This is a genomic window from Nocardiopsis sp. M1B1 (genome assembly GCF_052466615.1).
Map to the genome: position 1 here is coordinate 2,028,802 of NZ_CP196194.1, position 21,665 is coordinate 2,050,466.

The following is a 21,665-nucleotide window of genomic DNA, read 5'->3' on the forward strand; positions in this document are numbered from 1 at the left end:
ATGACCACGACCGACAAGACGGGCGCGCGCCCGCGCAGGTACCTTCTCCTGCTGCTCGTCGCGCTCGCCGCGATCGGCGTCGACTTCCTCACCAAGGAGTGGGTCCTGGCGACCTTCGCCGAGGGCGAGTACCTCGACGTCATCGGCGACTTCGTCCAGTTCACCCTGGTGTTCAACACGGGCGCCGCCTTCTCCATGGGCACCGACTTCACGTGGGTGTTCACCTGCATCGCCAGCATCGTGGTCCTCGCCATCGGCTACATGGGTCTGCGGGTGCGCAGCGTGTGGTGGGGTGTGACGCTCGGACTGATGATGGGCGGCGCCGCCGGGAACCTGGTGGACCGCTTCTTCCGGGACCCGGCCCCCTTCCACGGCGCGGTCGTCGACTTCATCAGCGTGGGGACCTTCCCGGTCTTCAACATCGCCGACTCCTGCGTGGTGGTGGGCGCCTGCCTGGTGGTGGCGCTGACCTTCAAGGGACTCAACCTGGACGGGACCTTCATCGAGGACGACCGCGACGCCAAGAAGGACCCGGCCGAGGCCGGGAGCGGTGAGAACGCCGGAGGCGCCGGTGAGACCGGTGACGCCGGAGACGACAGGACCGGAGGGAGGGACCAGTGAGCGACGTCCGAAGCCTGCCCGTGCCCGACGGGCTGGAGGGCGACCGGCTCGACTCGGCCATCGCCCGCATGTTCGGCCTGTCCCGTACCCGCGCCGCCGAGATCATCGGTGAAGGCGGTGTCCTGGTCGACGGCTCCGAGGCGGGCAAGTCCGACCGCGTCAGCGCGGGGGCCTGGCTGGAGGTCACCCTCCCGCCGCCTCCCACCGCCCCCGTGCCGCGCCCCGAGGCCGTGCCGGGCATGCGGATCGTGCACGAGGACACCGACATCATCGTGGTGGACAAGCCGGTCGGCGTGGTCGCCCACCCGACCGTGGGCTGGACCGGCCCCAGCGTCCTGGAGGGCCTTCTGGCCTCGGGTGTGCGGGTGGCCACCAGCGGCGCCGCCGAGCGCCAGGGCATCGTGCACCGGCTGGACGCCAACACCACCGGCCTGATGGTGGTCGCCAAGAGCGAGACCGCCTACAGCGTGCTCAAGCGGGCGTTCAAGGAGCGCACCGTGGACAAGCACTACCACACGCTCGTCCAGGGGCACCCGGACCCGCTCCGGGGCACCGTGGACGCGCCGATCGACCGCCACCCGGCGGGCGACGGCCGCTGGGCCGTGGTCGCGGGCGGGCGCCCGTCGGTGACCCACTACGACACGCAGGAGGCCTTCCGGGCCGCGAGCCTGCTGGAGATCAAGCTGGAGACCGGCCGCACCCACCAGATCCGGGTGCACATGTCGGCTCTGCGCCACCCGTGCGTGGGCGACATGCTCTACGGCGCCGACCCGACCCTGGCCGAGCGGCTGGGTGTGCGCCGCCAGTGGCTGCACGCGGTGCGCCTGGGCTTCGACCACCCCACCGAGCACCGCCCAGTGGAGTTCTCCAGCCCCTACCCGGACGACCTCGCCGCCGCCGTCGAAACGCTGCGCGAGGACTGACCCGCCTCCGGACCGGCCCGCCGGTCCCGGCGCCCCGGCCCGGTCCGTCCACAGGCGCGGATCGGGCCTTGCCGTGCGTGCGCGCGGCGAAGGACACTGGAATCGGGGGAGCCCCACCCCCAGGGGGGTGCGCGGCGCCCCCGGTTCCCAGTCTGGCACGGGGCGGCGGCCCCGGCCAGGGCCTTTCCGGGGCTGTGGACGGCGGCCCGGCCTGGGCCGCCGCTCCAGCCCGAGGGGGCTCCGGTCACCTCCTCCGCGAGGGCGGGGCCACGTACCGGGTGCGGATCACGCCCTGGCACAGGGCGGCGCCCAGGATGATGACCACCGCGCCCAGCGGCTGGTTCCAGCTCAGGGTCTCGCCCAGCAGCAGGACCCCGGCGGCGATCGCCACCACCGGCGCCACGTAGGTGACCGTGGTCGCCACCGTCGCCCCTGCCTCGCGCACCACCGCGTACTGGAGGATGTAGGCCACGCCGGTGCCGAAGACGCCCAGGGTGCTCACCGCCGCCACCACCTGCCACGTCACGCCCGTGGGCATCTCGGTGAACAGCGGAACCAGGACCGCCAGCGGCACCGAGCCCAGCAGCAGTTGCAGGGTGCTCAGTTCCAGGGCGCCGTGGGAGCTGCCCGCCACGAACCGGCGCAGGTAGGGCGTGCCGATCCCGTAGCAGACGGTGGCGCCCACCACGGACAGCATTCCCAGCACGGCGTCGCCGTCGCTGACGGCCACCTCGCCCAGCGATCTCCACACCCCGAATACGGTGAGCACGCCCAGGAAGCCGATGCCCAGGCCCAGGACCCGGTCGCGGTCGGGCCGCTCGTCGGAGAGCAGCAGCATCGAGAACACCACGCCGAACAGGGGCGTCGAGGCGTTCACGATGCCCATGAGCGCGGACGGGATGAGCTGGGCGGCGAACCCGAACAGGGTGAAGGGGACGGTGTTGAGCAGCAGCGCCGCCACGAACATGTGCCCCCACAGGCGGGGCGAGCGCGGCAGTCGGCCGCCCCGCAGCAGCAGGACGACGAGCAGGGGCAGCGCTCCGGTGGCCATGCGCCCGAGCGTGAGCTGCATGGGGGAGAGCACCTCGGCCCCGATCTTGATGAACAGGAAGCTCATGCCCCAGATCAGGGAGAGCAGGACGAACTTGGCCCGCCAGTCGGAGAGCGCACGGCGCGGGCTGCCGGGTGGGGCGGACACGGGGGAGACAGCGGAGGCAGCGGACATGGGACGTTTCTATCCCCGAACGATGTGTTAGGTCTACTTCGTATTTCTTAAGTCAGCCCTTAGGCTTGCTTACATGCTCAGCGTCGACCGACTCCGGGTCCTGCACACCATCGCGGCCCACGGCTCCCTCAGCGCCGCCGCCGAAGCCCTCCACGTCACCAACTCGGCCGTCTCCCAGCAGCTCACCAAACTCGAACGCGAGGTCGGACAGCCCCTCGTCGAACGCAACGGCCGGGGCGTGCGCCTCACCGACGCCGCCGAACTCCTGGTCGAGCACACCGCCAGGATCCTGTCCATGGTCCAGCGCGCCGAGGCCGACCTGGAGGCGCACCGCGACGACGTCACCGGACACCTGCGCCTGTCCGCCACCCCCACCGCCGTCCGCGGCCTCCTGCCGCACGCGCTCTCCTCCCTGCGTGAGGCCCATCCCGGCCTGCGCGTGGAGCTGCACGAGGAGGAGCCGCACGAGAGCGTGCCCGCCATGGCCCGCGGGGACGCCGACCTGGCCATGGTCGTCGACTGGATCGGGGCGCCGCTGAACCTGCCCAGCGGCATGAGCCGCGCCCCGCTCATGGAGGACGTGGGCGACATCGCCCTGCCCGCCGACCACCCCCTGGCCCACCGCGAGATCCTCGCCCCCGAGGAGATCCTCGACCTGCCCTGGATCAGCTGGTCGCGCGGATCGATCTGCGACGACTGGCTGCACGGCCTGATCCGGGCGCACGGCGGCGAACCCAACGTCATCCACAACGTGGAGGAGCACCAGACCAAGCTGGCGCTCATCGCCGCCGGGATCGGCGCCGCCGTCATGCCCCGCCTGGGATGCGGACCCCTGCCGGAGGGGGTGCGGGTGGTGCCCGTGCAGCCCGCGCTGGTGCGCCAGGTGTACGTGTTCTGGCGCACCGACGCCTCCCGCCGTCCGGGCATCCGCGCCACCGTGCGCGCCCTGCGCGAGGCGGCCACCGCCTATACCACCTGAGTGCTGGGCCCCCTTCCGGAACGGTTCGGGTCCGACGAGGGTGCACGGGCGCCGTCCCGCGGGCGGCGGCCGGTACGGCGCCCGTGCACCCGTGCACGCCGGGGTCGGGCCCGCGAGGTTCCGTCCAGCGCCCCGGAGGTGATCCGTGGTCCGGAGGCCACTGGCGCCCCCGAGGCGATCGGGCAGCCTGGAGGCGGCTGACGCCCCGGAGGCTGCCAGTGGTCCGGTCGTCCGCTGCCCCGGTCACTCGCCGGATCGGCGGAGCGGTGGTGACCGCCAACCCGGAGGCGACCGGTGGCCGAATGCCCGGACGGCCCCGCGGGGCGGCGGCCCCCATTCGTGCGGCGGTACCGGCTCAACCGTTCAGCAGGCCCGACAGGGTGGCGGCCGGGCTGATCACCTCCGGGTCCGTCCGCACGTCGACCAGGGTGGGCAGGTCCGCCCCCACCGCCTCCGCCAGTGCCTTCTCCAACTCCTCACGCGTGTGCGCGGTCGCGCCCCTGGCACCCAGGGACCGGGCGTACCCGGCCAGGTCCAGCGGTCCGCTGATCCGGGTTCCGGCGATCCGCCCCAGCTCACGGGCCTGGTGCATGGCGATCGTGCCGTACAGCCCGTTCTGGAACACCACCACGGTGACCGGCGCGTCCATCCGCACCGCGGTCTCCAGCTCCTGCCCGGTCATCAGGGCGCCGCCGTCTCCGGCCACCGCCACCACCGTCCGGTCCGGGGCGGCGATCTTGGCCGCCACCGCGGCGGGCACGGCGTAGCCCATGGCCCCGCTGGTCGGCGCCAGCTGGGTGCGCGGATGCCGGAACCACCAGCCTCGGTGCAGGAAGGAGGCGAAGTTGCCCGCGTCGTTGGTGATCAGCGCGTCCTCGGGCAGGGCCGCGCGCATCCCCGCGACCACCGCCCACGGGTGCAGCCGGGAACCGGTGTGCCCGGCGGCCTCGGGCGGCACCGTCGCGGTGTCCACCCACACCCGGCGGGCCGAACTCCAGTCGCGGTAGGGCGCCTGGACCGGTGCCCCGGCGAGTTCGCGCAACGCCTCCCCGGCGTCGGCGACCGCGCCGAACCACAGGTCGGTACCGGCCCCGAGCTGCCCCGGATCGACGTCGATCTGCGCGACCCGGACGCGCCCGCCGCGTTCGGGCAGCCGGTACCCCTGGGTGGTGGTCTCGCTCATCCGGCAGCCGACCACCAGGACCGCGTCGGCCTCCGCCAGGGCGTTGAGCACCGGCGGAGAACAGCCCAGCCCGAGGTGGCCCAGGTACAGCGGGTGGTCGTTGGGGAACACGTCCTGGCGCCGCCAGGCGGCGTACACGCCCGTGTTGAAGCGTTCGGCGACCCGGATCAGGTCCTCCCGGGCCGCGCGGGCGCCGCCGCCCGCGACGATCACCGGGCGCACCGCCCTGGCCAGCCAGGTCGCCAGCCGGTCCCGGGCCTCGGTGCCCAGGACCGGGCGCGGGACCACGGGCGGTCCGGGCGGGTCCTGGGGGCCCACGCGCTGGCCGAACAGGTCGCCGGGCACCGCGATGGCGACCGGGCCGGGCCTTCCGGTGGTGGCGACGCGGACCGCCTTCGCGGTGACCTCCGCGAGCCGGTCGGCCCGGTGCACGGTGGTGGACCACTTGGTGATGGGTGCGTAGAACGCGGTGAGGTCCACCTCCTGGAAGGCCTCTCTGCCCAGGTGCTCGGTCTCGGCCTGTCCGAGGAACACGATCATCGGCGTCGAGTCCTGCATGGCGGTGTGCACGCCCACCGCCAGGTTGGACGCTCCCGGCCCCCGGGTGGCCGCGGCCACGGCGGGGACGCCGGTGAGCTTGGCCTCGGCCTCGGCCATGAACCCGGCGCCGTTCTCGTGCCGGGTGGAGACCAGCTGCATGCGCGGGTGCTGGTCGATCGCGTCGGCGAGCTCCAGGAAGCTCTCACCGGGGACGGTGTAGCACCGTCTGATCCCGGCCGCGGCCAGCACCCCCACCACCGCGTGCGCGGCGGTGTCGGTGGGCGGGCTGGGGCGTTGTGCTGCGCCTGTGGCCATGGGGGCGGGGTCCTTCCATCGTCGCAAGGTCCACTCGGCGCGTCCGGGCGGATCCAGACCGGGCCTGGCACGTCCGGGCGCGCGCGGTCGGTGGTGACCGGCCGCTGCCGCTTCGAGCCTCGTGGGCTCCGTGGCGTTCCGGGTGCTGCCACCCGGAGGCCGCCGTCCCGGGTCGCCGCTGTCCGGCGCCCGAGTAGGGTCTTGGGCTTCCTTCCCAGGGGGCGGGGAACTTGCACTCCCCGCCCGCCGTGTACGGGGACGGTCGTGGTGGGGCGACCGGTCGGCACCCGCGCCGGGGCTGTCCCGGCGCCGCACGGGCGAACGGGGAAGGCCCCGTCGTCGACTGGTGCGCCGTCCGACGTCCCATCACCTCCTCACTTCCAGGAAATCGCAGCGCGGTGGCTTCCGGTAGGGGGTTGTTAGCTGTTGGGTCGGGAGGCGACTCGAACGCACACAAGGGCACAGGAGTGAGCCCCTACTGCTGCCGGAAAGCGGTGTGTGGTGTGTGTCCCCACCCCGGTGGACGGCCCGCCGGTGAAATTCCGTCCGAGGAGTTCGCTGATTCTCCGGACAAGCGCCCCCGGTCCTGGCTACGGTCATCTCGAACACAGCGACGAAACCGGCAGGATCGGGAGGTGGGAAGGGATGGCGGGTACCGGCGCGCGGCGGTTGCGGACCCTCGCCGACCCGTTCCTGGCCCCCGTGCCGTCCGGGGTGAGTGTGCGTGACCGGCTCAAGGGCCTCACCCCTGAGGACGAGGCGGTCCTACGGGCCGTGGGCGCGCACCTGGGTTCGCTCGCCTCCACGGACCTGGCCGCCCGGTGTCTGGACGGCACCAGCCATGACAAGGATTCCTGGGCGGCCCGCAAACGGGAGCTGACCCCTGAGTCCTCGTCGCGGTGGGCGGGGACGATCACCAGGGCCTCCAATGAGCAGTGGGCGCTGGCCCGCCGCAGCCAGGCCGCCCACCTGCACCACCTCCAAACGGGGATCGACACCCTGCGCCACCGGCTCTCCCAGCCGCTGGGAACCAAGGGAACCCGGGGCGCCCCGGGCGGGTACGCCTCGCGTCAGGAGTGGCACGCCAAGTCCCGACGTCTGGCCACCCTGGAGCATCGCTATGCGGTGGCGGTGGCTGATTGGGAGGCGGGATGGGTCCATGTGGTACGCGGCGGCAAGCGGTTGCTGCACAGCCGCCACCATCTGGGGCGGGTGCAGCTGACCGAGGCCGGGTGGCGGGCCCGGTGGGAGGCCGCCCGCTTCTTCCTGTCCGCTGCTGGTGAGTCCGGCAAACGCCATGGCAACGAGACCATCCGCATCACCCCTGAGGGGCAGGTCTCGATCCGGTTGCCCGCCCCGTTGGCGGACCTGGCCAATGCTGCCCGTGGTCGGTATGTGCTCTCGGGTCGGGTGGCCTTCGCTCACCGGGGTGCGGAGTGGGCTGATCGGGTCGAGGCTGATGGGGCGGTGGCCTACCGCCTCCACCTGGACACCGGGCGGGGTCCTGGTCGGGGCCGGTGGTATGTGACCGCGTCCTGGACCCCGCAGGCGGTGCCTGCCCTGCCTATGCAAGCGGCGCTGGCCCGCGGGGTGGTGGGGGTGGACGCCAACGCCGACCACCTGGCCGCCTGGCGACTCGACACCCGCGGCAACCCGACCGGGAACCCGCGCCGGTTCGCCTTCGAGTTGTCCGGTAACTCCCAGCACCGGGACGCCCAGGTGCGCCACGCCCTGTCCCGACTGTTGCGCTGGGCCACCACACACGGTGTGCGGGCCATCGCGGTGGAGGACCTGGACTTTTCTGCGGACAAGTCCCGGGAGAAGCACGGGCGGCGTAAGAAGTTCCGGCAGCTGATCAGTGGTTTCCCCACCGCACGGCTGCGGTCCCGGCTGACCTCGATGGCCCACACCCTGGGGGTGTCGGTCATCGCCGTGGACCCGGCATACACCTCCCGATGGGGTGCCCAGCACTGGCAACAACCCCTCACCAACAAACGCAGGAAGGTCTCCCGGCACGATGCGGCCAGCATCGCGGTCGGGCGGCGCGCCCAGGGCCACCCGGTCCGGCGACGGACGGCACCGCCCCCACACCACCAGGGTGATGGTGTGGGGCATCGGACCGCCCAGGCCGCACCGGGAAGTTGTGGGCGTGAGGGAAACCGCCCACCCGTCACGGAGCGCGCACACGATGCGCGTGGCCGGACGGGGCAGGAACGCGGTGACCCAGCCCATCCAGCACCGTTCGGGATGGGTGCAGTGCCGAAGTGACCCCCGGGGTCACTTCTGGTCACTGTTCAGGAACGGTGTGGATAACTTCCCCGGGCCGCTCAGCCGACGCCGAGAGCGCGCAGACCCGCCGTGGTGGCCGCTGCGGCGACGATCACGACGAGGAAGGGCGCGCGCAGGACCAGGGCCAGGACGGCGGCACCCAGGCCGCCCATCCGTGCCGTGTCCCAGGCCAGGGCCTGGCCCTCGCCGCGCAGCGCCTCCACCGCGATCAGCGCGGCCAGCAGGGCGAGCGGTACGGCGGTGGCGAACCGCCGCAGCCACGGGTTGTCCAGGAGCCGTCGGGGAGCGGCCAGGCCCGCGTACTTGAGCAGGTAGCAGCCCGCGGCGGTGGCGACGAGCACGGTCCACAGGGTCATGACCGGGCCTCCCCGCGCTCCGCCTCGGACCGCCGGTCGCCTTCCTCGCCGGGCATGGCCGGACCGCTCTCCCCGGCAGCGGGACCGATCAGCGCCACGAGCGCGGCCGAGGCGGCCAGCAGCACCGGGACGCCCGAGGGCAGGAACGGGGTGGCCGCCAGGGCCAGGCCCGCGCCCAGGCCCGCGATCAGCCACGTGCGGGCGCCGCCCTCCCGCAGCCGGGGCCACAGCAGCCCCAGGAAGACCGCCGGGCCCACCGCGTCGAGCCCGAACGCGCTGATGTCGCCCACGCGCTCGGTGGCCAGCGCCCCGGCCAGGGTCGCCACGACCCAGGAGCCGCCCAGCACGGCGTAGGTCGTCACGAACGCCGTGCGCGCCGACGCGCGGTCCGGCTGGGCCAGCGTCACGGCGGTGGTCTCGTCGATCACCCCGTGCGCGGCCAGCGCCCGCCGCGCGCCCCGCCAGCCCAGCACGTCCGCCAGGCGCAGCCCGTACAGGGTGTTGCGGGCGCCCAGGAGCAGCGCGCCCGCCGCCCCGGCGACCAGGCTGCCGCCACCGGCGATCACCCCCACCAGGGCGAACTGGGAGGCTCCGGTGAACATGAACAGGCTCATGAAGACGGACTGCGCCGGGGACAGCCCGGCTGCCACGGCGGCGGTGCCGAAGGCCAGACCGGCGGCGCCCACGGCGACGCCGATCCCCACGCTGTCGCGCACCGCGGGTGTACGGAGGACGGAGAAGGATTTCACGCGCCCCACGCTAGGAAGGCCGACCCCGCGGTGTCTTGAACGTTCTTGCCGGGCCGCCGCCCGCTGCCGACCGCCCGCCCGCCGGTCGGCGCGGCCCGCTCCCGGTGGCGGCCGAAAGGCCCCGGCCACCAGGGTGGAAGAAGGGCGACGGGGCGACCGGAACCGGTCCCGCGGGAGGGGACAGCCCGGATGCCGCCGCCCCTGGCTCCACGGACCCCTCGGATACCTCGGCGCCGATCCGCCAGCGGCTCAGGTGGACAGCAGGGCGCGCTGGTAGGCCACCGGAGGAACCCCCAGGTGGCGCTTGAAGTGGCGGGTCAGGTGCGGCTGGTCGGCGAACCCCACCTCCGCCGCGACCTCGCCCGCCCGGCGGCCCGAGGCCAGCAGCGCCCGGGCCCGGTCCACCCGCAACTGGTTGAGGTAGGCGTGCGGCGGCAGACCGTGGGCGGCGCGGAAGGCCCGCGACAGCGCGAACGGGCCGATGCCCAGTCCGTCCGCCAACTCCTCCAGCGTCGGCGGGTCCACCAGGCGCCCGGCCAGTATCCGCCGTGCCCGCTCCACCTCGGGGCGGGCCGCGTGCCCGGCCGGTCCGGCCGCCCGTTCGCGGCCGTGGGAGCGCAGCAGCATCCCCAGACCCTGCCTGGCCAGGGAGGAGGCGGTGAGGCGGTCGCCGTTCTCGGCGGCCACGTGCGCGGTGGCCAGCACCCGGGCGGCCTCGGGCGCGTGGATGCCGGACTCGGTGAACGCCGGGGTTCCGCGCATGCCCAGTTCACGGGCGATGTCGGCCACCACCTCGGGCAGGGGATAGAACACGCGGTAGCTCCAGCCCTCGGGGATTCCGGCGTGGCCGGTGTGCACCTCCCCGGGGCCGACCACCGCCAACCCGCCCGGCCCCACACGGGCACGCCCCCGCTCGTGCGTGTACTCCTCGATGCCGCCGGTGATCACCCCGATCGTGTAGGTGGGGTGGGTGTGGCGGGTGAAGGCCGTGGTGACGAAGCGGGCGGTGAGCAGTTCGGTCTCGGGCAGCCCGGAGAAGCGCCAGTAGCGCGCCCGCTCGGCGCGCGGGTCCTCGATCCGGGGGTGAACGTCTCCGGGCATGCCCATCGCTCCAGGTTAGGCAGTGTGCTGCGCGGGCGCCGCCACGGACCTTGCGCTGGCGGGGCCGGGAACGCCGCCACGGGTTTCGGCGGAGGTCGCTGGTAAGCCGCCACGGGCCCGGGCCTCGGCCCAGACACCGGGGAGGCCACCTGGATTTGCGCGGGCGGGGGCGCGAACGCCGCTACGGGTTTGGGGGCGCTGACGCCGGAGACGGAGCGGGCGGTGCGACGGCACGGGCACCGGGGACGACGCGGACACCGGCTGGCGCCGACCGCAGGTCCGCGCCAGCCGGGGAACGACACCCACGATGCGTGTTTCGCCCCGTCATGGGACTAATCTGCCTGCATGACTACGACCGAGATCCGCCTGGCGCGGGACGAGCGCGACCGCGCCGCAGTGTTCGTCATCCGGGGAGCCGTGTTCGTCGCCGAGCAGCAGGTGCCCGTGGAGGAGGAGTGGGACGTGCGCGACGCAACGGCCGACCACCTCCTGGCCCTGGACGGCGGCGTCCCCGTGGGCACGGTCCGCCTCGTGGACCTGGGCGGAGGCGTGGGCCTCCTCGGCCGCCTGGCCGTCCTGCCCAAGGGGCGCGGCACCGGGACCGGCGCCGCGCTCGTGCGCGCGGTGGAGGAGCGGGCCCGCGAGCGCGGACTGTCCAAGGTGGAGCTGCACGCCCAGACCCACGCGCTGGGCTTCTACGCGCGGCTGGGCTACGCGGCCCACGGCGAGGAGTTCCTGGACGCGGGGATTCCGCACCTGCACATGGTGCGTGAGCTGGACTGACGCCGCCGCGCGTGCCGTCCGTCTCCGTTCCGTGTGACAGGGAGCGCACCGCCCGGCCCCGCCCCACTGGAATACGACCGAGTAGGATTCGGTTTGACGGTGGTGCCCCCAGCCGCCCGCGCACACCCCGATCCGACGAGGAACACATGACGGTCAACACGCAGCCGGTAGCCGACCGCCCCGACCCCCGCGCCTTCGGCCTCCCGGTGGTCGAGCAGGCCCAGATCCCCGCCGAGCTGCGCTCCCTCGTGGCCCGCGTCCACGACCTCGTCGACGCCGTCGCCAACACCGAGGTCGACACCGACACCCTGGCCGAGGCCGCGGCGACCGTCGAGGGCATCACCGGCAGGCTCAACGTCGCCCGCCGCCAGATCGGCACCATGGTCCAGCGCGACCTCCAGAGCGGAGACGTCGAGTACGGCACCATCACCAACATCGTCTCGGGCGACACCAACCCCGCCGCCCCGCCGCTCCTGCTGGAGCGCACCCCCGAGGGCCTGCGCGGCGAGGTCACCCTCAACACCGTCTACCAGGGCCCGCCCGGGCTCGTGCACGGCGGCTGGATCGCGGCCCTGCTCGACCAGGCCGTCGGCAGCGTCTCCGCCGTCGAGACCACCCCGGGGCTCACCGCCAAGCTGGAGGTGAACTACCGGCAGCCCACGCCGCTGTTCACCCCGCTGGAGGTCACCGCGGAGGTGGACCGTGTGGAGGGCCGCAAGGTCTTCGTCTCCGGACGGATCCGCGCCCACGGCGAAGTCACCGCCGAGGCCACCGCCCTCATGGTCCAGGTCAGGATTCCCGAGGCCGAGGTCCAGCAGAGCTGAGCCGCCAGCCGGTTTATCCGGCCCGAGGCACCGTGGGGCGGCCCGCGCCGACAGGCGGGGCCGCCCCACGCGCGTGCGCGGCAGTGGAGGCGGACCGGCATGAGCATCGTGTTGGAGCTGACCGCCCCACGCGCGTGCGCGGCGGAGGGGGCACGCCCCCCACACGCGGGGTGACGCCATCCCCGCAGGGGGCGGACCGTCGCGTCCTCACCGGCGGATTCGGTAGTATCTCCCCCATGACCCGCCGCTATCACGTGTTTAGCCAGCCGACGACCTCGTCGGCCGCTCTCACGTAGGCGGAACCAGGGGTCGTCGGCAACGGAGCACCAGGGCAGCAGCCCGGTGCTCCTCCTCGTTTTCAGGCGGCCGACGCCCCACGACACGCTCTCCACGCACCGCGCGCATCCCGCGGGGGCGTCCGGCCGCACCGCGACCGCGCCCGGCCCGTCGCCGGGACCGCCCCACCCGAGGGAGAACCACCGTGTCCGAGCACCGCACCACCCCGCCCGCCGCCCAGGAGCAGATCCGCCAGCTGCGCGGACGCATCGACCAGATGGACGCCGAACTGGCCTCGCTCCTCGAACGCCGCGCCCTCGTCGCCGCCCAGGTGCAGCGGCTCAAGCCGGTCGGCTACTTCGCCGGGCGCGACATGCGGCGTGAGCGCGAACTGGTCGAGCGCATGGCCGAGCACGCCCCGCGCCTGGGCCCCGACCGGCTCGCCGCCATCATGGACAGCGTCATCAGCGCCGGGCTGGCCGCCGCGCAGGAGGAGGCCGCCCGCGCCAGGTGACCGCGTCCCGGCCGCGGGCGGGCACGGTCAGTGGCGGAGCACGTCCACCCACACCATCCGGTGGTCGGAGCTGGGGAAGGGGTAGTCGCCGGTCAGCCGGAACAGCGGGTCGTCCACGGTCGGCCAGAACACCCCGGACGACCGGGTCGGCACGGTCCGCGAGGGCAGCACGTAGTCCACGCGCAGGTTGCCCGGGCCGGGCTCGTCCGCGAAGTCGGCGCTGTCCAGCACCGGGTCGCCCCCGTGCCCGTCGTTGGCCCCGCCCTGGCGCTGGGCCGCGCCCCTGCCGCCCTGGCTGGAGGGGCGCGCGTCGGTGATCCCGGGGTGCTCCAGGAGCTGGGTGATGGCGTTCGGGTGGCCGTCGCCGTCGTTGGGGTCGGCGTTGAGGTCCCCGGCGATCACGAACGGGGCGCCCACCGGCAGGCCGCCGCGCCGCCCCTGGTCGTCGTAGATGTAGGAGCTCGCGCGCGGGGTCACGTAGTCGGCCCAGAAGCGGATCTCGTCGTGGTTGCGGGCCACGTTGCGCTTCTCCGGGCCGTCGAAGGACGGCGGGGTCGGGTGGCTGGCCAGCAGGTGGACCGGGCGGCCCCGGCCCGTGTCGATCGGCAGGTCCCAGTGGCTCTTGGAGGACAGCCGCAGCACCTCAAGGGCCTCGGGGGAGTAGTAGGACTCGCCCGTCTCGGGGTCGGTGGGCAGGAGCGCGCCGGGCATGTCCGCCCACCGGAAGGTCTGGAACGTGCGCACGTCCTCGGTGACGATCGGGTACATCGAGTACACGACCATCCCGTACTGGCCGGGGAACAGCCCGTACCCGAAGGCGTCCTCGGCGTAGGCGGGGCTGCCGGGCTCGGTCACCGCCTCGCCGTCGCCGTTGAGGTCCGCGCCCGAGGCCACACCGGTGTTGACGGGCGCCGAGTAGACGTAGGGGTACTCGATGGCGTCGGCGCCGTTCTGGCCCACGGACAGGTAGTTGTCCTGGAACCGGCGGGGCCCGCTCCCCTCCTCGTCGTAGTCGAACTCGTTGACCAGGAGGACGTCGGGGCGCACGTGCTGGATGATCTCGGCGACGTTGCGCGCCTGCTCGCTGTCGGGTGTGGCCAGCTCCTCAGCGAGGAGTCCCTGGCCGGGGCGCTCCAGCGCGGTGTTGAAGGTGGCGAAGCGCACCTCGTGCGATCCGGGCGGCTGGGGGACCGACGGCGACACCTCGGCGGAGGCGGGGGCCGCCACCAGGGCGGACGCGGCCAGGACGAGGGTGGCGGTGGAGGCCACCGGTCTGACCAGCGGGCGTGAACGCGGCTTCATGGGAGCATCCTCTCAGCGGGGGAGCGGGGTGCGAAAGGCCGGGGACTCCGGAGGCCAGAGGCTCCGGCCGCCAGAGGCTCCGGCGGCCAGGGGATCGGGCTGCCGTGGGTTCCGGCCGCGGGAGGCTAACAGCCGGGGGTGAAGCGGAGGTGGCCCCGGGTTGTCCACAGGGCTCGAAATCCCGTAGCGGCGACGACCGCCTTCCTGCTTCCCTGGTTCCATGGCCCACAACGAACCCAACCTGCCCTTCCGCTGGGACGTCGCGGGCGGTGACCAGCTCGGTTCCCTGACCGAAGGACACGACCACGAGCCCCTCTACGTCGAGGAGCTGACCGAGTGCGCGGCCAAGGTGCTCGCCCGCAGCGCGAACGGGGACCTGTACTTCGTGGGCCGCTCCCCGGACAGCCTCTTCGACCTGCTCAGCGGTGTGCTCTCCGACACCCCCTACCAGGAGCGGCTCAGACGGCTGCCCCTGTCGCTCTACGGGTACGACGGACAGGGGCTCACCTCCGCCGAACGCGCCCAGCTGCGCACCAACCTGTCCGCCTCGGGCATCACGCCGCGGAGCCTGGCCGCGCGCGGGCGCCCCCTGGTCTTCGTGGACCTGGTCCTGCACGGGTCCACCTTCGGCAACCTGCACGAGCACCTGCGCGACTGGATCGAGGACGAGAGGGCCGCCTGGAACGTCATCCGGCGCAGGGTCCGCTACCTGGGCGTCACCCTGAGGGAGAAGACCAGCCCCAACACCTGGCGCTGGCAGCAGAACGCCGACTGGACCGACGATCTGCCCGCCAGCGCGGTGCGCAACATCTCCGTGCCCGGCTGGCTGTGGAGACACCTGGGCAACGACCAGCCCAAGACCACCGCGTCCTTCCGCCGTACCCGCTGGGCGGATCCGTCCGTGACCGAGCCCCGACACGACAAGGAGGCGCTGTGTGCCCTGTCCACGGCGGTGTACCTGGTCGAGCGGGGGCGCACCCACCAGGTCCGCGAGCAGGTCCACCGGGTGCTGACCGGCGAGCCCGCCTTCCGGGAGCCCTGGCTGCGCGACCTGGCCCGCTGCCTCCGCTGATCCGGCTCCGGCGGACGTGTCCGGCCGCGCGCGGTACCCGCGAAGCCGCCGGTTCCCATGGACCGGCTGGGACCCGTGAAGCCGTCTGTTCCCGGGAACCGGTTTGGGGCCCGCGAAGCCGTCTGTTCCCATGGGCCAGCCGCAGGACCGCGAAACCGCTGTCCCATGGAGCGGCGGTCGGGGCTTGAATCGTTTTGCTAATAGCTACTTCGGCTCCCTCTGTTCCGGTCGCATGGCGGTCGGATGTCCCATGTCAACTGGGACTCAGATCCTCCGATCGGATGTAAATCGGTTTAGAAAGAGCCGTTGTCGCGCCGCTACTCCCCGTGTTACATTCGCGTTGTTTTCGGGAGCGCTCCCATCACATCGACGCATCCGGGCCGCCGCGACACGTCGGCACCGGATGCGGTGAGGAGTGCCCTTCCCATGCCCCCCAACCCCCCCGCCGCCCGTCAACGCACACGGCGCGGCGCCTGCCTCGCGACCGCCCTCGCCACGGGCGCGGCGCTCGCCGCCGTGGCGACCGGTCCCGCCTCCGCCGCCGCCGGCTGCGAGGTCGACTACACGATCCAGAACCAGTGGAACAACGGGTTCACCGCCGCCGTGTCCGTCACCAACCTCGGCGATCCCGTCGACGGCTGGACCCTGGAGTGGGACTTCACCGCGGGCGAGCGCGTCACCAGCGGCTGGAACGGCGAGTTCTCCGGTTCCGGGGACCGCGTCAGCGTGGCCGACACCGGGTGGAACGCCGCCGTCGCCACCGGGGCCTCGGTCGGCTTCGGCTTCAACGGCTCCCACGGCGGCACCCCCGAGACCCCCGAGTCCTTCACGCTCAACGGCACCGTCTGCACCGGCGACACCGGGGAACCGCCCGGCGAGGAGCCGCCCGACGACGAGCACCCGCCCACCACCGGCGAGGGGCGCCAGGTCGAGGAACTGGGCCGCGGCCTGGTGAGCGTGCACGGCCCGCAGGGCAACCTGGTGAGCTGGCGGCTGCTGGCCACCGACCCCGAGGACGTCGCCTTCAACGTCTACCGGGGCTCCACGCGCCTCAACTCCCAACCCCTCACCGGGGCCACCTCCTACCTGGACGGCGGAGCCTCCGCCGACGCCGACTACACGGTCCGCCCCGTGGTCGACGGGCAGGAGGCGCAGGCGTCGGGGACCTCGCTGGCGCTGCGCGACGGCTACCTGGACGTGCCCCTGGACGTCCCTTCCGGCGGCAGCGGCTACACCTACGATGCCAACGACGCCAGCGTGGGCGACCTCGACGGCGACGGCGAGTACGAGATCGTCCTGAAGTGGGAGCCCACCAACGCCAGGGACAACTCCCAGTCGGGACGCACCGGCCCCGTGCTGCTCGACGCCTACGAACTCAGCGGCGAGCGGCTCTGGCGGATCGACCTGGGGCGCAACATCCGCGCCGGTGCGCACTACACCCAGTTCCAGGTCTACGACTTCGACGGCGACGGTCGGGCCGAGGTGGCCGTGAAGACGGCGGACGGCACCGTGGACGGCACCGGCGGGGTCATCGGCGACGCCGGGGCCGACCACCGCAACGGAGACGGCTACGTCCTGAGCGGGCCGGAGTTCCTCACCATGTTCGACGGCCGCAGCGGGGCCGAACTGGACTCGGTGGACTACGTGCCCGGGCGCGGTGACGTCTGCGACTGGGGCGACTGCTACGGCAACCGGGTGGACCGGTTCCTGGCGGGCGTGGCCTACCTGGACGGCCAGCGGCCCAGCCTGGTCATGGCGCGCGGCTACTACACGCGCTCGGTGATCGCGGCCTGGGACTGGCGCGACGGGCGCTTCACCCGGCGCTGGACCTTCGACAGCGACGAGGCCGGGTCGCGGTGGGCCGGTCAGGGCAACCACCAGTTGAGCATCGCCGACGCCGACGGTGACGGCCGCGACGAGGTCATGTACGGGTCGATGGCCGTGGACGACGACGGCAGCGGGATGTGGGCCACCGGTCACGGCCACGGGGATGCCATGCACGTGGGCGACCTGCTGCCCGACCGCTCCGGCCTGGAGGTCTTCACCATCACCGAGCGCACGGGAGGCGCGGCGGGCGCCTACGTGGCCGACGCCGACACCGGGAACGTGGTCTGGCGCAGGCCGACCGCCAGCGGTGAGGAAGGGCCAGGCCGGGGCGTGGCCGCGGACGTGTGGCCGGGCAATCCGGGCGCGGAGTTCTGGGTCACGGGCGGCGGCATCAGCGGCATGTACGACGCCGAGGGGAACCGCCTGGGCGTTCGCGCCCCCTCGTCCGCGAACTTCGTGGCCTGGTGGGACGGCGACCCGCTGCGTGAACTGCTGGACGGCACCCGCGTCGACGAGTACGGGACCGGTGGCGACACCCGGCTGCTGACCGGCTCCGGGGTGGCCTCCAACAACGGCACCAAGTCCACACCGGCGCTGAGCGGGGACATCCTCGGTGACTGGCGAGAGGAGGTCGTCTGGCGCACCGAGGACAACCGGGCGCTGCGGATCTACTCCACGCCGCTGCCCACCGAGCTGCGGATGCCGACGCTGATGCACGACACCCAGTACCGGGTGGCCGTCGCCTGGCAGAACACCGCGTACAACCAGCCGCCGCACCCGAGCTTCTTCATCGGGGACGGCATGGAGCCCGCTCCCTGGCCGGAGGTGTACACGCCCTGATACCCGGGCGGTGTGGGGCCTGGGCGGTCGTGCGGGTGTGCCCGTGCGACCGCTCCGCGCCCGGCGGAGTCCCCTAGGGAAAGGTGGCTGTCGGATAGGGGACCGGTCGGACAAGGAGTCAGTCGGAGAAGGGGTCGTCAGAGAAGGAGCCTGTCCGACAAGGGAGCCGTCAGGGAACCAGCCGTCATAGAACGGGCCCTCCTACCGGTCGTGTCTTCTTCCGGAGGAGGGCCCGTGGTTCTCCGCGTGGTGGCCGTGGGTCTCACAGGTACCTGCGGGGGAGGTCGCCCGCCTGGAGTTCGGCGAAGGTCACCATCCGCATGCCGGGGCGGGTGAGGACGGCCCCGCCCCGAGCGAAGAAGACGGTTCCCCCGGCCTTGCGCAGGTTGAGCAGGCCGACCGCCGAACAGAGGATCTGCCGGGGCGTCACCCTCTCCACCCCCGGCGTGGTGGCGAGGGACGCGGCCACCTCGGGGGAGACCTCAGCGAGGAAGCGGGGGAGTTCGTGCGCGCTCACGAGGTCTTCTCCCCGGCCTCCGCGATCTCCAGGACGCTGAGGAGACGGCGGGACATGTCCTGTTCCCGGCCGATCGGAAGGCCCTGCTCGTACTCCCAGGCGTCCTGCGTGCGGAAGGGCTCCCACATCCAGAACCAGTGCCACTGGTCTTCCACCCTCTTCAGGCAGATCCGCTGACTCTGACTGCCCTTCCTGACCTCTAGGACTCCTCCAGGGCGAGGCACTGGCTTGAGACCGTTTTCGCCTACCCAGTGGCAAAGGCGTTTTGCCGCCTCCCTGATTTCCGACATGTCCTGTTCCTCCTTGGTTATTCCAAGAGTCGCTGTGGTGATGGTGGTTAAGTCTTCCTGTCACCTCAGCTTGAGGAACAAGGAGCTATCTCGGAAGAGATATAACAGAGGTTCCCAGTACTGATAAGAGTGGGTGTATCGGAGTTGCCTTCTGGTTATGAAAGGTGAAGTCGTGGTGAAGAGGAAGGTGAAGCCACACGCTCAGAGGTGGGGAGCGGAGCTGAGGAAGTACCGTTCGGCGGTGGGCCGGACACAGAAGCAGGTGGCGAAGCAGATCCAAGCTACGGGCACCCTGATCAGCGGTTTCGAGTCCGGTACGCACTGGCCCAGTCGAGACAAGGTGGTGGTTATAGACGGTTTTCTTGAGGCTGACGGTCAACTGCTCGACCTCTGGGTGCGGTTGACGAACCGGGAGGCCTATCCTTCCTTCCTGGGGGAACTGGTGAAGGCGGAGCCGCTTGCGGTCCTTATCCGGGAGTTCCAACCTCTGGTCATCTCAGGACTCCTCCAGACCAGGGGTTACGCACGGTCTCTGGTCCGGGCGTCCAACCGTCTGGCCACCTCTGACGAAGTGGAAGAGGTTGTCGAGGCCCGTATGAAAAGGCAAAGGCTGTGGGGAGCTCCCAGGCCGCCCAAGATGCTCAGTGTCATCAACGAAGCGGTCTTGCTGGCTCCGACAGGAGGTGTTGCCGTCATGGTCGAGCAGTTGGACCGGCTGGTGGAGATGGTTGAATCTCATAGGGTCGGATTGCAGATCGTGCCGCTGAGCACCAGCTTCCATCCCGGGCATACCGGAATGGTTGTCCTGCTGGGCTTCGAGAACCAGCCTGAGGCTCTGTACATGGAAGATGCTCTTTCCGGGAGCATGCGCCATGGGCCCGAGGTAGACGACGCTCGGACGCTGTTCGGCGAACTTCAGGGAGTAGCCTGGTCTCCCGAGGTGTCGCTTGAGCGTCTGCGAGCGATTAGGAAGGGTTTCCTTGATGGAACTTACGAAGGACTGGCGTAAGAGCAGCTACAGCGGTGGCAACGGTGGCCATTGTGTGGAAGTCTCTGGTACCGCCACTGGAGCCGCTGTGCGTGACACCCAGAACCGCGACCTCGGATACCTGGAGGCCGACTGCCGTGAGTGGGCCGCTCTCCTGAGTTCCGTCAGGGTGGAGTTCTCCTGACCTCTTCCGACTCCTGCGTGGATGTGATGGAAGGAAGCCACGATGACGAAGCCGAAGCTCTCGACTGAGTGGAAGAAGTCCACTTTCAGCCATGGCAACGGTGGGAACTGTGTCGAAGCCCAGAGGACTGGAACGGGCGCGGCCGTGCGTGACACCCGTAACCGCCACCTCGGTCACCTGGAAGCCGACGGCACCGAGTGGACCGCCCTCCTGGAAGCCGTGAAGGGCTCCGCCCCCTGAAGCCCTGACCCCTGCCCCTGGCCCCTTCGAAGCATCCCCTAAGCACCCCCGAGACGCACCGAGCCCCCTCCCCGGACACCCGGGAAGGGGGCTCGCGCAGGCTCACAGCGCCACAGGACCACAGGGCTACACGGCTCTTACAGGGTCGGCAGGTATCTGTGCAGCTCGTACGGCGTCACCTGGCGGCGGTAGTCGTGCCACTCCGCCTTCTTGTTGCGCAGGAAGAAGTCGAAGACGTGCTCGCCCAGCGTCTCGGCCACCAGCTCACTGTTCTCCATGATCCGCAGCGCCTCGTCCAGGCTCTGCGGCAGCGGCCGGATGCCCAGCGCCCGGCGCTCGGAGTCGGTCAGCGCCCAGACGTCGTCCTCCGCGCCCGGAGGAAGCTCGTAGCCCTCCTCGATGCCCTTCAGACCAGCCGCCAGGATCACCGCGTAGGCCAGGTACGGGTTGCAGGCCGTGTCCAGCGAGCGGATCTCGATCCGGCTGGAGTTGGACTTGCCCGGCTTGTACATCGGCACTCTCACCAGCGCCGAGCGGTTGTTGTGGCCCCAGCAGATGTAGGCCGGAGCCTCGCCGCCCATGCCCGCCGAGGCGGCGGGGTCGTCCCACAGGCGCTTGTAGGAGTTCACCCACTGGTTCGTGACGGCCGTGATCTCGTCGGCGTGCCGCAGCAGGCCCGCTATGAACCCGCGCCCGACCTTGGAAAGCTGGAAGTCCGCCCCCGGCTCGTAGAAGGCGTTGCGGTCGCCCTCGAACAGCGACAGGTGCGTGTGCATGCCCGAGCCCGGGTACTGCGTGAACGGCTTGGGCATGAAGGTGGCGTACACGCCCTGCTCCATCGCCACCTCCTTCATCACGAGCCGGAAGGTCATGATGTTGTCGGCGGTGGTCAGCGCGTCGGCGTAGCGCAGGTCGATCTCCTGCTGCCCCGGCCCGCCCTCGTGGTGGCTGAACTCCACGGAGATTCCCATGGCCTCCAGCATGTTGATGGCGTTGCGCCGGAAGTCGTGCGCGCTGTTGTGCGGCGTGTGGTCGAAGTAGCCGCCGGAGTCGTTGGGCTCGGGCAGCTCGCCCAGTTCGGGCATCTTCTTGAGCAGGTAGAACTCGATCTCGGGGTGCGTGTAGAACGTGAACCCCAGGTCGGAGGCCTTGCCCAGCGTGCGCTTGAGCACGTGGCGCGGGTCGGCCGACGACGGCGAGCCGTCGGGCATGAGGATGTCGCAGTACATGCGCGCCGTGCCGTGCGGCTCGTTGCGCCAGGGCAGCACCTGGAAGGTGGAGGGATCGGGCTGGGCCAGCATGTCGGCCTCGTAGACGCGCGCGAACCCCTCGATGGCCGAGCCGTCGAAACCGATGCCCTCGGAGAAGGCCGCCTCCAGTTCGGCGGGGGCGACCGCCACGGACTTGAGGTACCCGAGCACGTCGGTGAACCACAGCCTCACGAACCGGATGTCGCGCTCCTCCAACGTGCGGAGCACGAATTCCTGCTGTCGATTCACGATCAACCTTCCTCGATGCGGTCGGTGTCCGGGCCCTCCCGGCGTACAGCGGGGCCGGTTCGGACACGGTCTCCCAGGTCCAGTGTGCCGTGCGGATATTTCCGGGGTATTTCCGCACACGCCGAACAGCCTGCCCGGTCCGTCACCCGCACACGCATTATGGCCCGTGACCGGGCGTTTCCGGCCATCCGCCCGCCGTCGGCGGCGGGACCCGCGTGGAACCCGCGC

The 21,665-nt window shown here is 71.8% G+C and carries 21 protein-coding genes; 12 read left to right on the forward strand and 9 right to left on the reverse strand.

Going from position 1 to position 21,665, the window contains the following annotated elements; genetic code table 11:
• Nucleotides 1-621 carry a signal peptidase II gene (lspA, locus tag ACSTA4_RS08760; protein ID WP_444963102.1) on the forward strand — a complete coding sequence of 207 codons (621 nt, stop codon included), beginning with the start codon at nt 1-3 and terminating at the stop codon, nt 619-621.
• Nucleotides 618-1,544: an RluA family pseudouridine synthase gene (locus ACSTA4_RS08765; protein ID WP_444963103.1), complete on the forward strand. Its 927-nt coding sequence runs from the start codon at nt 618-620 to the stop codon at nt 1,542-1,544. Before lspA ends, ACSTA4_RS08765 begins: the two co-directional genes overlap by 4 nt.
• A 244-nt stretch (nt 1,545-1,788) precedes the next feature.
• Here the strand turns inward: ACSTA4_RS08765 and ACSTA4_RS08770 are convergent, their stop codons facing one another.
• A complete protein-coding gene (locus ACSTA4_RS08770; RefSeq protein WP_444963104.1) occupies nt 1,789-2,769 on the reverse strand; it encodes a DMT family transporter in 981 nt (326 codons plus the stop codon).
• A 73-nt stretch (nt 2,770-2,842) separates the two neighbouring features.
• Here ACSTA4_RS08770 and ACSTA4_RS08775 point away from each other — a divergent pair, with 73 nt between their 5' ends.
• Nucleotides 2,843-3,748, forward strand: a complete 906-nt coding sequence (locus ACSTA4_RS08775) for a LysR family transcriptional regulator (protein WP_444963105.1) — start codon at nt 2,843-2,845, stop codon at nt 3,746-3,748.
• Nucleotides 3,749-4,103: 355 nt separating this feature from the next.
• Here ACSTA4_RS08775 and ACSTA4_RS08780 read toward each other — a convergent pair whose 3' ends face one another.
• On the reverse strand, nt 4,104-5,786 hold the full coding sequence (locus tag ACSTA4_RS08780) for a thiamine pyrophosphate-dependent enzyme (RefSeq protein WP_444963106.1): 1,683 nt from the start codon (nt 5,784-5,786) through the stop codon (nt 4,104-4,106).
• A 645-nt stretch (nt 5,787-6,431) separates the two neighbouring features.
• Here ACSTA4_RS08780 and ACSTA4_RS08785 point away from each other — a divergent pair.
• Nucleotides 6,432-8,054, forward strand: a complete 1,623-nt coding sequence (locus ACSTA4_RS08785) for an IS200/IS605 family accessory protein TnpB-related protein (RefSeq protein WP_444963107.1) — start codon at nt 6,432-6,434, stop codon at nt 8,052-8,054.
• A 59-nt stretch (nt 8,055-8,113) separates the two neighbouring features.
• Here the strand turns inward: ACSTA4_RS08785 and ACSTA4_RS08790 are convergent, their stop codons facing one another.
• From ACSTA4_RS08790 to ACSTA4_RS08800, 3 genes are all read right to left on the reverse strand, one after another.
• A complete protein-coding gene (locus ACSTA4_RS08790) occupies nt 8,114-8,431 on the reverse strand; it encodes an AzlD domain-containing protein (protein ID WP_013151967.1) in 318 nt (105 codons plus the stop codon).
• Nucleotides 8,428-9,180: an AzlC family ABC transporter permease gene (locus ACSTA4_RS08795; RefSeq protein WP_444963108.1), complete on the reverse strand. Its 753-nt coding sequence runs from the start codon at nt 9,178-9,180 to the stop codon at nt 8,428-8,430. Before ACSTA4_RS08795 ends, ACSTA4_RS08790 begins: the two co-directional genes overlap by 4 nt.
• A gap of 249 nt (nt 9,181-9,429) precedes the next feature.
• Nucleotides 9,430-10,281 carry a helix-turn-helix domain-containing protein gene (locus ACSTA4_RS08800; protein WP_444964128.1) on the reverse strand — a complete coding sequence of 284 codons (852 nt, stop codon included), beginning with the start codon at nt 10,279-10,281 and terminating at the stop codon, nt 9,430-9,432.
• Nucleotides 10,282-10,626: 345 nt separating this feature from the next.
• On the opposite strand from ACSTA4_RS08800, the gene ACSTA4_RS08805 reads away from it, so the two are divergent.
• From ACSTA4_RS08805 to ACSTA4_RS08815, 3 genes are all read left to right on the forward strand, one after another.
• Nucleotides 10,627-11,064, forward strand: coding sequence for a GNAT family N-acetyltransferase (locus tag ACSTA4_RS08805; RefSeq protein WP_444963109.1), 438 nt, complete (start codon nt 10,627-10,629; stop codon nt 11,062-11,064).
• Nucleotides 11,065-11,210: 146 nt separating this feature from the next.
• Nucleotides 11,211-11,888 carry a PaaI family thioesterase gene (locus ACSTA4_RS08810; RefSeq protein WP_444963110.1) on the forward strand — a complete coding sequence of 226 codons (678 nt, stop codon included), beginning with the start codon at nt 11,211-11,213 and terminating at the stop codon, nt 11,886-11,888.
• Between the two features lie 481 nt (nt 11,889-12,369).
• Nucleotides 12,370-12,678, forward strand: coding sequence for a chorismate mutase (locus ACSTA4_RS08815; protein WP_444963111.1), 309 nt, complete (start codon nt 12,370-12,372; stop codon nt 12,676-12,678).
• A 27-nt stretch (nt 12,679-12,705) separates the two neighbouring features.
• Here ACSTA4_RS08815 and ACSTA4_RS08820 read toward each other — a convergent pair whose 3' ends face one another.
• Nucleotides 12,706-13,980, reverse strand: coding sequence for an endonuclease/exonuclease/phosphatase family protein (locus ACSTA4_RS08820; RefSeq protein ID WP_444963112.1), 1,275 nt, complete (start codon nt 13,978-13,980; stop codon nt 12,706-12,708).
• A gap of 220 nt (nt 13,981-14,200) precedes the next feature.
• On the opposite strand from ACSTA4_RS08820, the gene ACSTA4_RS08825 reads away from it, so the two are divergent.
• Both ACSTA4_RS08825 and ACSTA4_RS08830 read left to right on the forward strand, forming a co-directional pair.
• Nucleotides 14,201-15,052 (forward strand): hypothetical protein, encoded by an 852-nt coding sequence (locus tag ACSTA4_RS08825; protein ID WP_444963113.1) that lies wholly within the window; start codon nt 14,201-14,203, stop codon nt 15,050-15,052.
• A gap of 426 nt (nt 15,053-15,478) precedes the next feature.
• Nucleotides 15,479-17,719 carry a rhamnogalacturonan lyase family protein gene (locus ACSTA4_RS08830; protein WP_444963114.1) on the forward strand — a complete coding sequence of 747 codons (2,241 nt, stop codon included), beginning with the start codon at nt 15,479-15,481 and terminating at the stop codon, nt 17,717-17,719.
• A 262-nt stretch (nt 17,720-17,981) separates the two neighbouring features.
• Here the strand turns inward: ACSTA4_RS08830 and ACSTA4_RS08835 are convergent, their stop codons facing one another.
• Nucleotides 17,982-18,236, reverse strand: coding sequence for a hypothetical protein (locus ACSTA4_RS08835; RefSeq protein WP_274976938.1), 255 nt, complete (start codon nt 18,234-18,236; stop codon nt 17,982-17,984).
• Complete coding sequence (locus tag ACSTA4_RS08840) at nt 18,233-18,391, reverse strand: hypothetical protein (RefSeq protein ID WP_444963115.1); 159 nt, start codon at nt 18,389-18,391, stop codon at nt 18,233-18,235. The genes ACSTA4_RS08835 and ACSTA4_RS08840 overlap by 4 nt, the downstream gene beginning before the upstream one ends.
• Before the next feature lie 307 nt (nt 18,392-18,698).
• Here ACSTA4_RS08840 and ACSTA4_RS08845 point away from each other — a divergent pair, with 307 nt between their 5' ends.
• From ACSTA4_RS08845 to ACSTA4_RS08855, 3 genes are read left to right on the forward strand one after another with little or no spacing between them, the layout of a single operon-like run.
• The gene (locus ACSTA4_RS08845) at nt 18,699-19,535 is read left to right on the forward strand and encodes a helix-turn-helix domain-containing protein (RefSeq protein ID WP_444963116.1); all 837 of its coding nucleotides are present in this window, start codon (nt 18,699-18,701) and stop codon (nt 19,533-19,535) included.
• Nucleotides 19,510-19,698: a DUF397 domain-containing protein gene (locus ACSTA4_RS08850; RefSeq protein WP_444963117.1), complete on the forward strand. Its 189-nt coding sequence runs from the start codon at nt 19,510-19,512 to the stop codon at nt 19,696-19,698. The genes ACSTA4_RS08845 and ACSTA4_RS08850 overlap by 26 nt, the downstream gene beginning before the upstream one ends.
• 42 nt (nt 19,699-19,740) lie before the next feature.
• A complete protein-coding gene (locus tag ACSTA4_RS08855; protein WP_444963118.1) occupies nt 19,741-19,938 on the forward strand; it encodes a DUF397 domain-containing protein in 198 nt (65 codons plus the stop codon).
• 137 nt (nt 19,939-20,075) lie between these two features.
• Here the strand turns inward: ACSTA4_RS08855 and ACSTA4_RS08860 are convergent, their stop codons facing one another.
• Entirely contained in the window at nt 20,076-21,437 is a 1,362-nt protein-coding gene (locus ACSTA4_RS08860) for a glutamine synthetase family protein (protein WP_013151975.1), read from the reverse strand.
• Nucleotides 21,438-21,665 lie beyond the last annotated feature (228 nt).

What these genes read in the sequence shown, in the direction of transcription:
- ACSTA4_RS08770 (WP_444963104.1), bottom strand. Translation starts at nt 2,769, where the DNA reads ATGTCCGCTGCCTCCGCTGTCTCCCCCGTGTCCGCCCCACCCGGCAGC.
- lspA (WP_444963102.1), top strand. Translation starts at nt 1, where the DNA reads ATGACCACGACCGACAAGACGGGCGCGCGCCCGCGCAGGTACCTTCTC.
- ACSTA4_RS08810 (WP_444963110.1), top strand. Translation starts at nt 11,211, where the DNA reads ATGACGGTCAACACGCAGCCGGTAGCCGACCGCCCCGACCCCCGCGCC.
- ACSTA4_RS08790 (WP_013151967.1), bottom strand. Translation starts at nt 8,431, where the DNA reads ATGACCCTGTGGACCGTGCTCGTCGCCACCGCCGCGGGCTGCTACCTG.
- ACSTA4_RS08820 (WP_444963112.1), bottom strand. Translation starts at nt 13,980, where the DNA reads ATGAAGCCGCGTTCACGCCCGCTGGTCAGACCGGTGGCCTCCACCGCC.
- ACSTA4_RS08830 (WP_444963114.1), top strand. Translation starts at nt 15,479, where the DNA reads ATGCCCCCCAACCCCCCCGCCGCCCGTCAACGCACACGGCGCGGCGCC.
- ACSTA4_RS08785 (WP_444963107.1), top strand. Translation starts at nt 6,432, where the DNA reads ATGGCGGGTACCGGCGCGCGGCGGTTGCGGACCCTCGCCGACCCGTTC.
- ACSTA4_RS08825 (WP_444963113.1), top strand. Translation starts at nt 14,201, where the DNA reads ATGGCCCACAACGAACCCAACCTGCCCTTCCGCTGGGACGTCGCGGGC.
- ACSTA4_RS08855 (WP_444963118.1), top strand. Translation starts at nt 19,741, where the DNA reads ATGACGAAGCCGAAGCTCTCGACTGAGTGGAAGAAGTCCACTTTCAGC.
- ACSTA4_RS08850 (WP_444963117.1), top strand. Translation starts at nt 19,510, where the DNA reads ATGGAACTTACGAAGGACTGGCGTAAGAGCAGCTACAGCGGTGGCAAC.
- ACSTA4_RS08800 (WP_444964128.1), bottom strand. Translation starts at nt 10,281, where the DNA reads ATGCCCGGAGACGTTCACCCCCGGATCGAGGACCCGCGCGCCGAGCGG.
- ACSTA4_RS08775 (WP_444963105.1), top strand. Translation starts at nt 2,843, where the DNA reads ATGCTCAGCGTCGACCGACTCCGGGTCCTGCACACCATCGCGGCCCAC.
- ACSTA4_RS08805 (WP_444963109.1), top strand. Translation starts at nt 10,627, where the DNA reads ATGACTACGACCGAGATCCGCCTGGCGCGGGACGAGCGCGACCGCGCC.
- ACSTA4_RS08780 (WP_444963106.1), bottom strand. Translation starts at nt 5,786, where the DNA reads ATGGCCACAGGCGCAGCACAACGCCCCAGCCCGCCCACCGACACCGCC.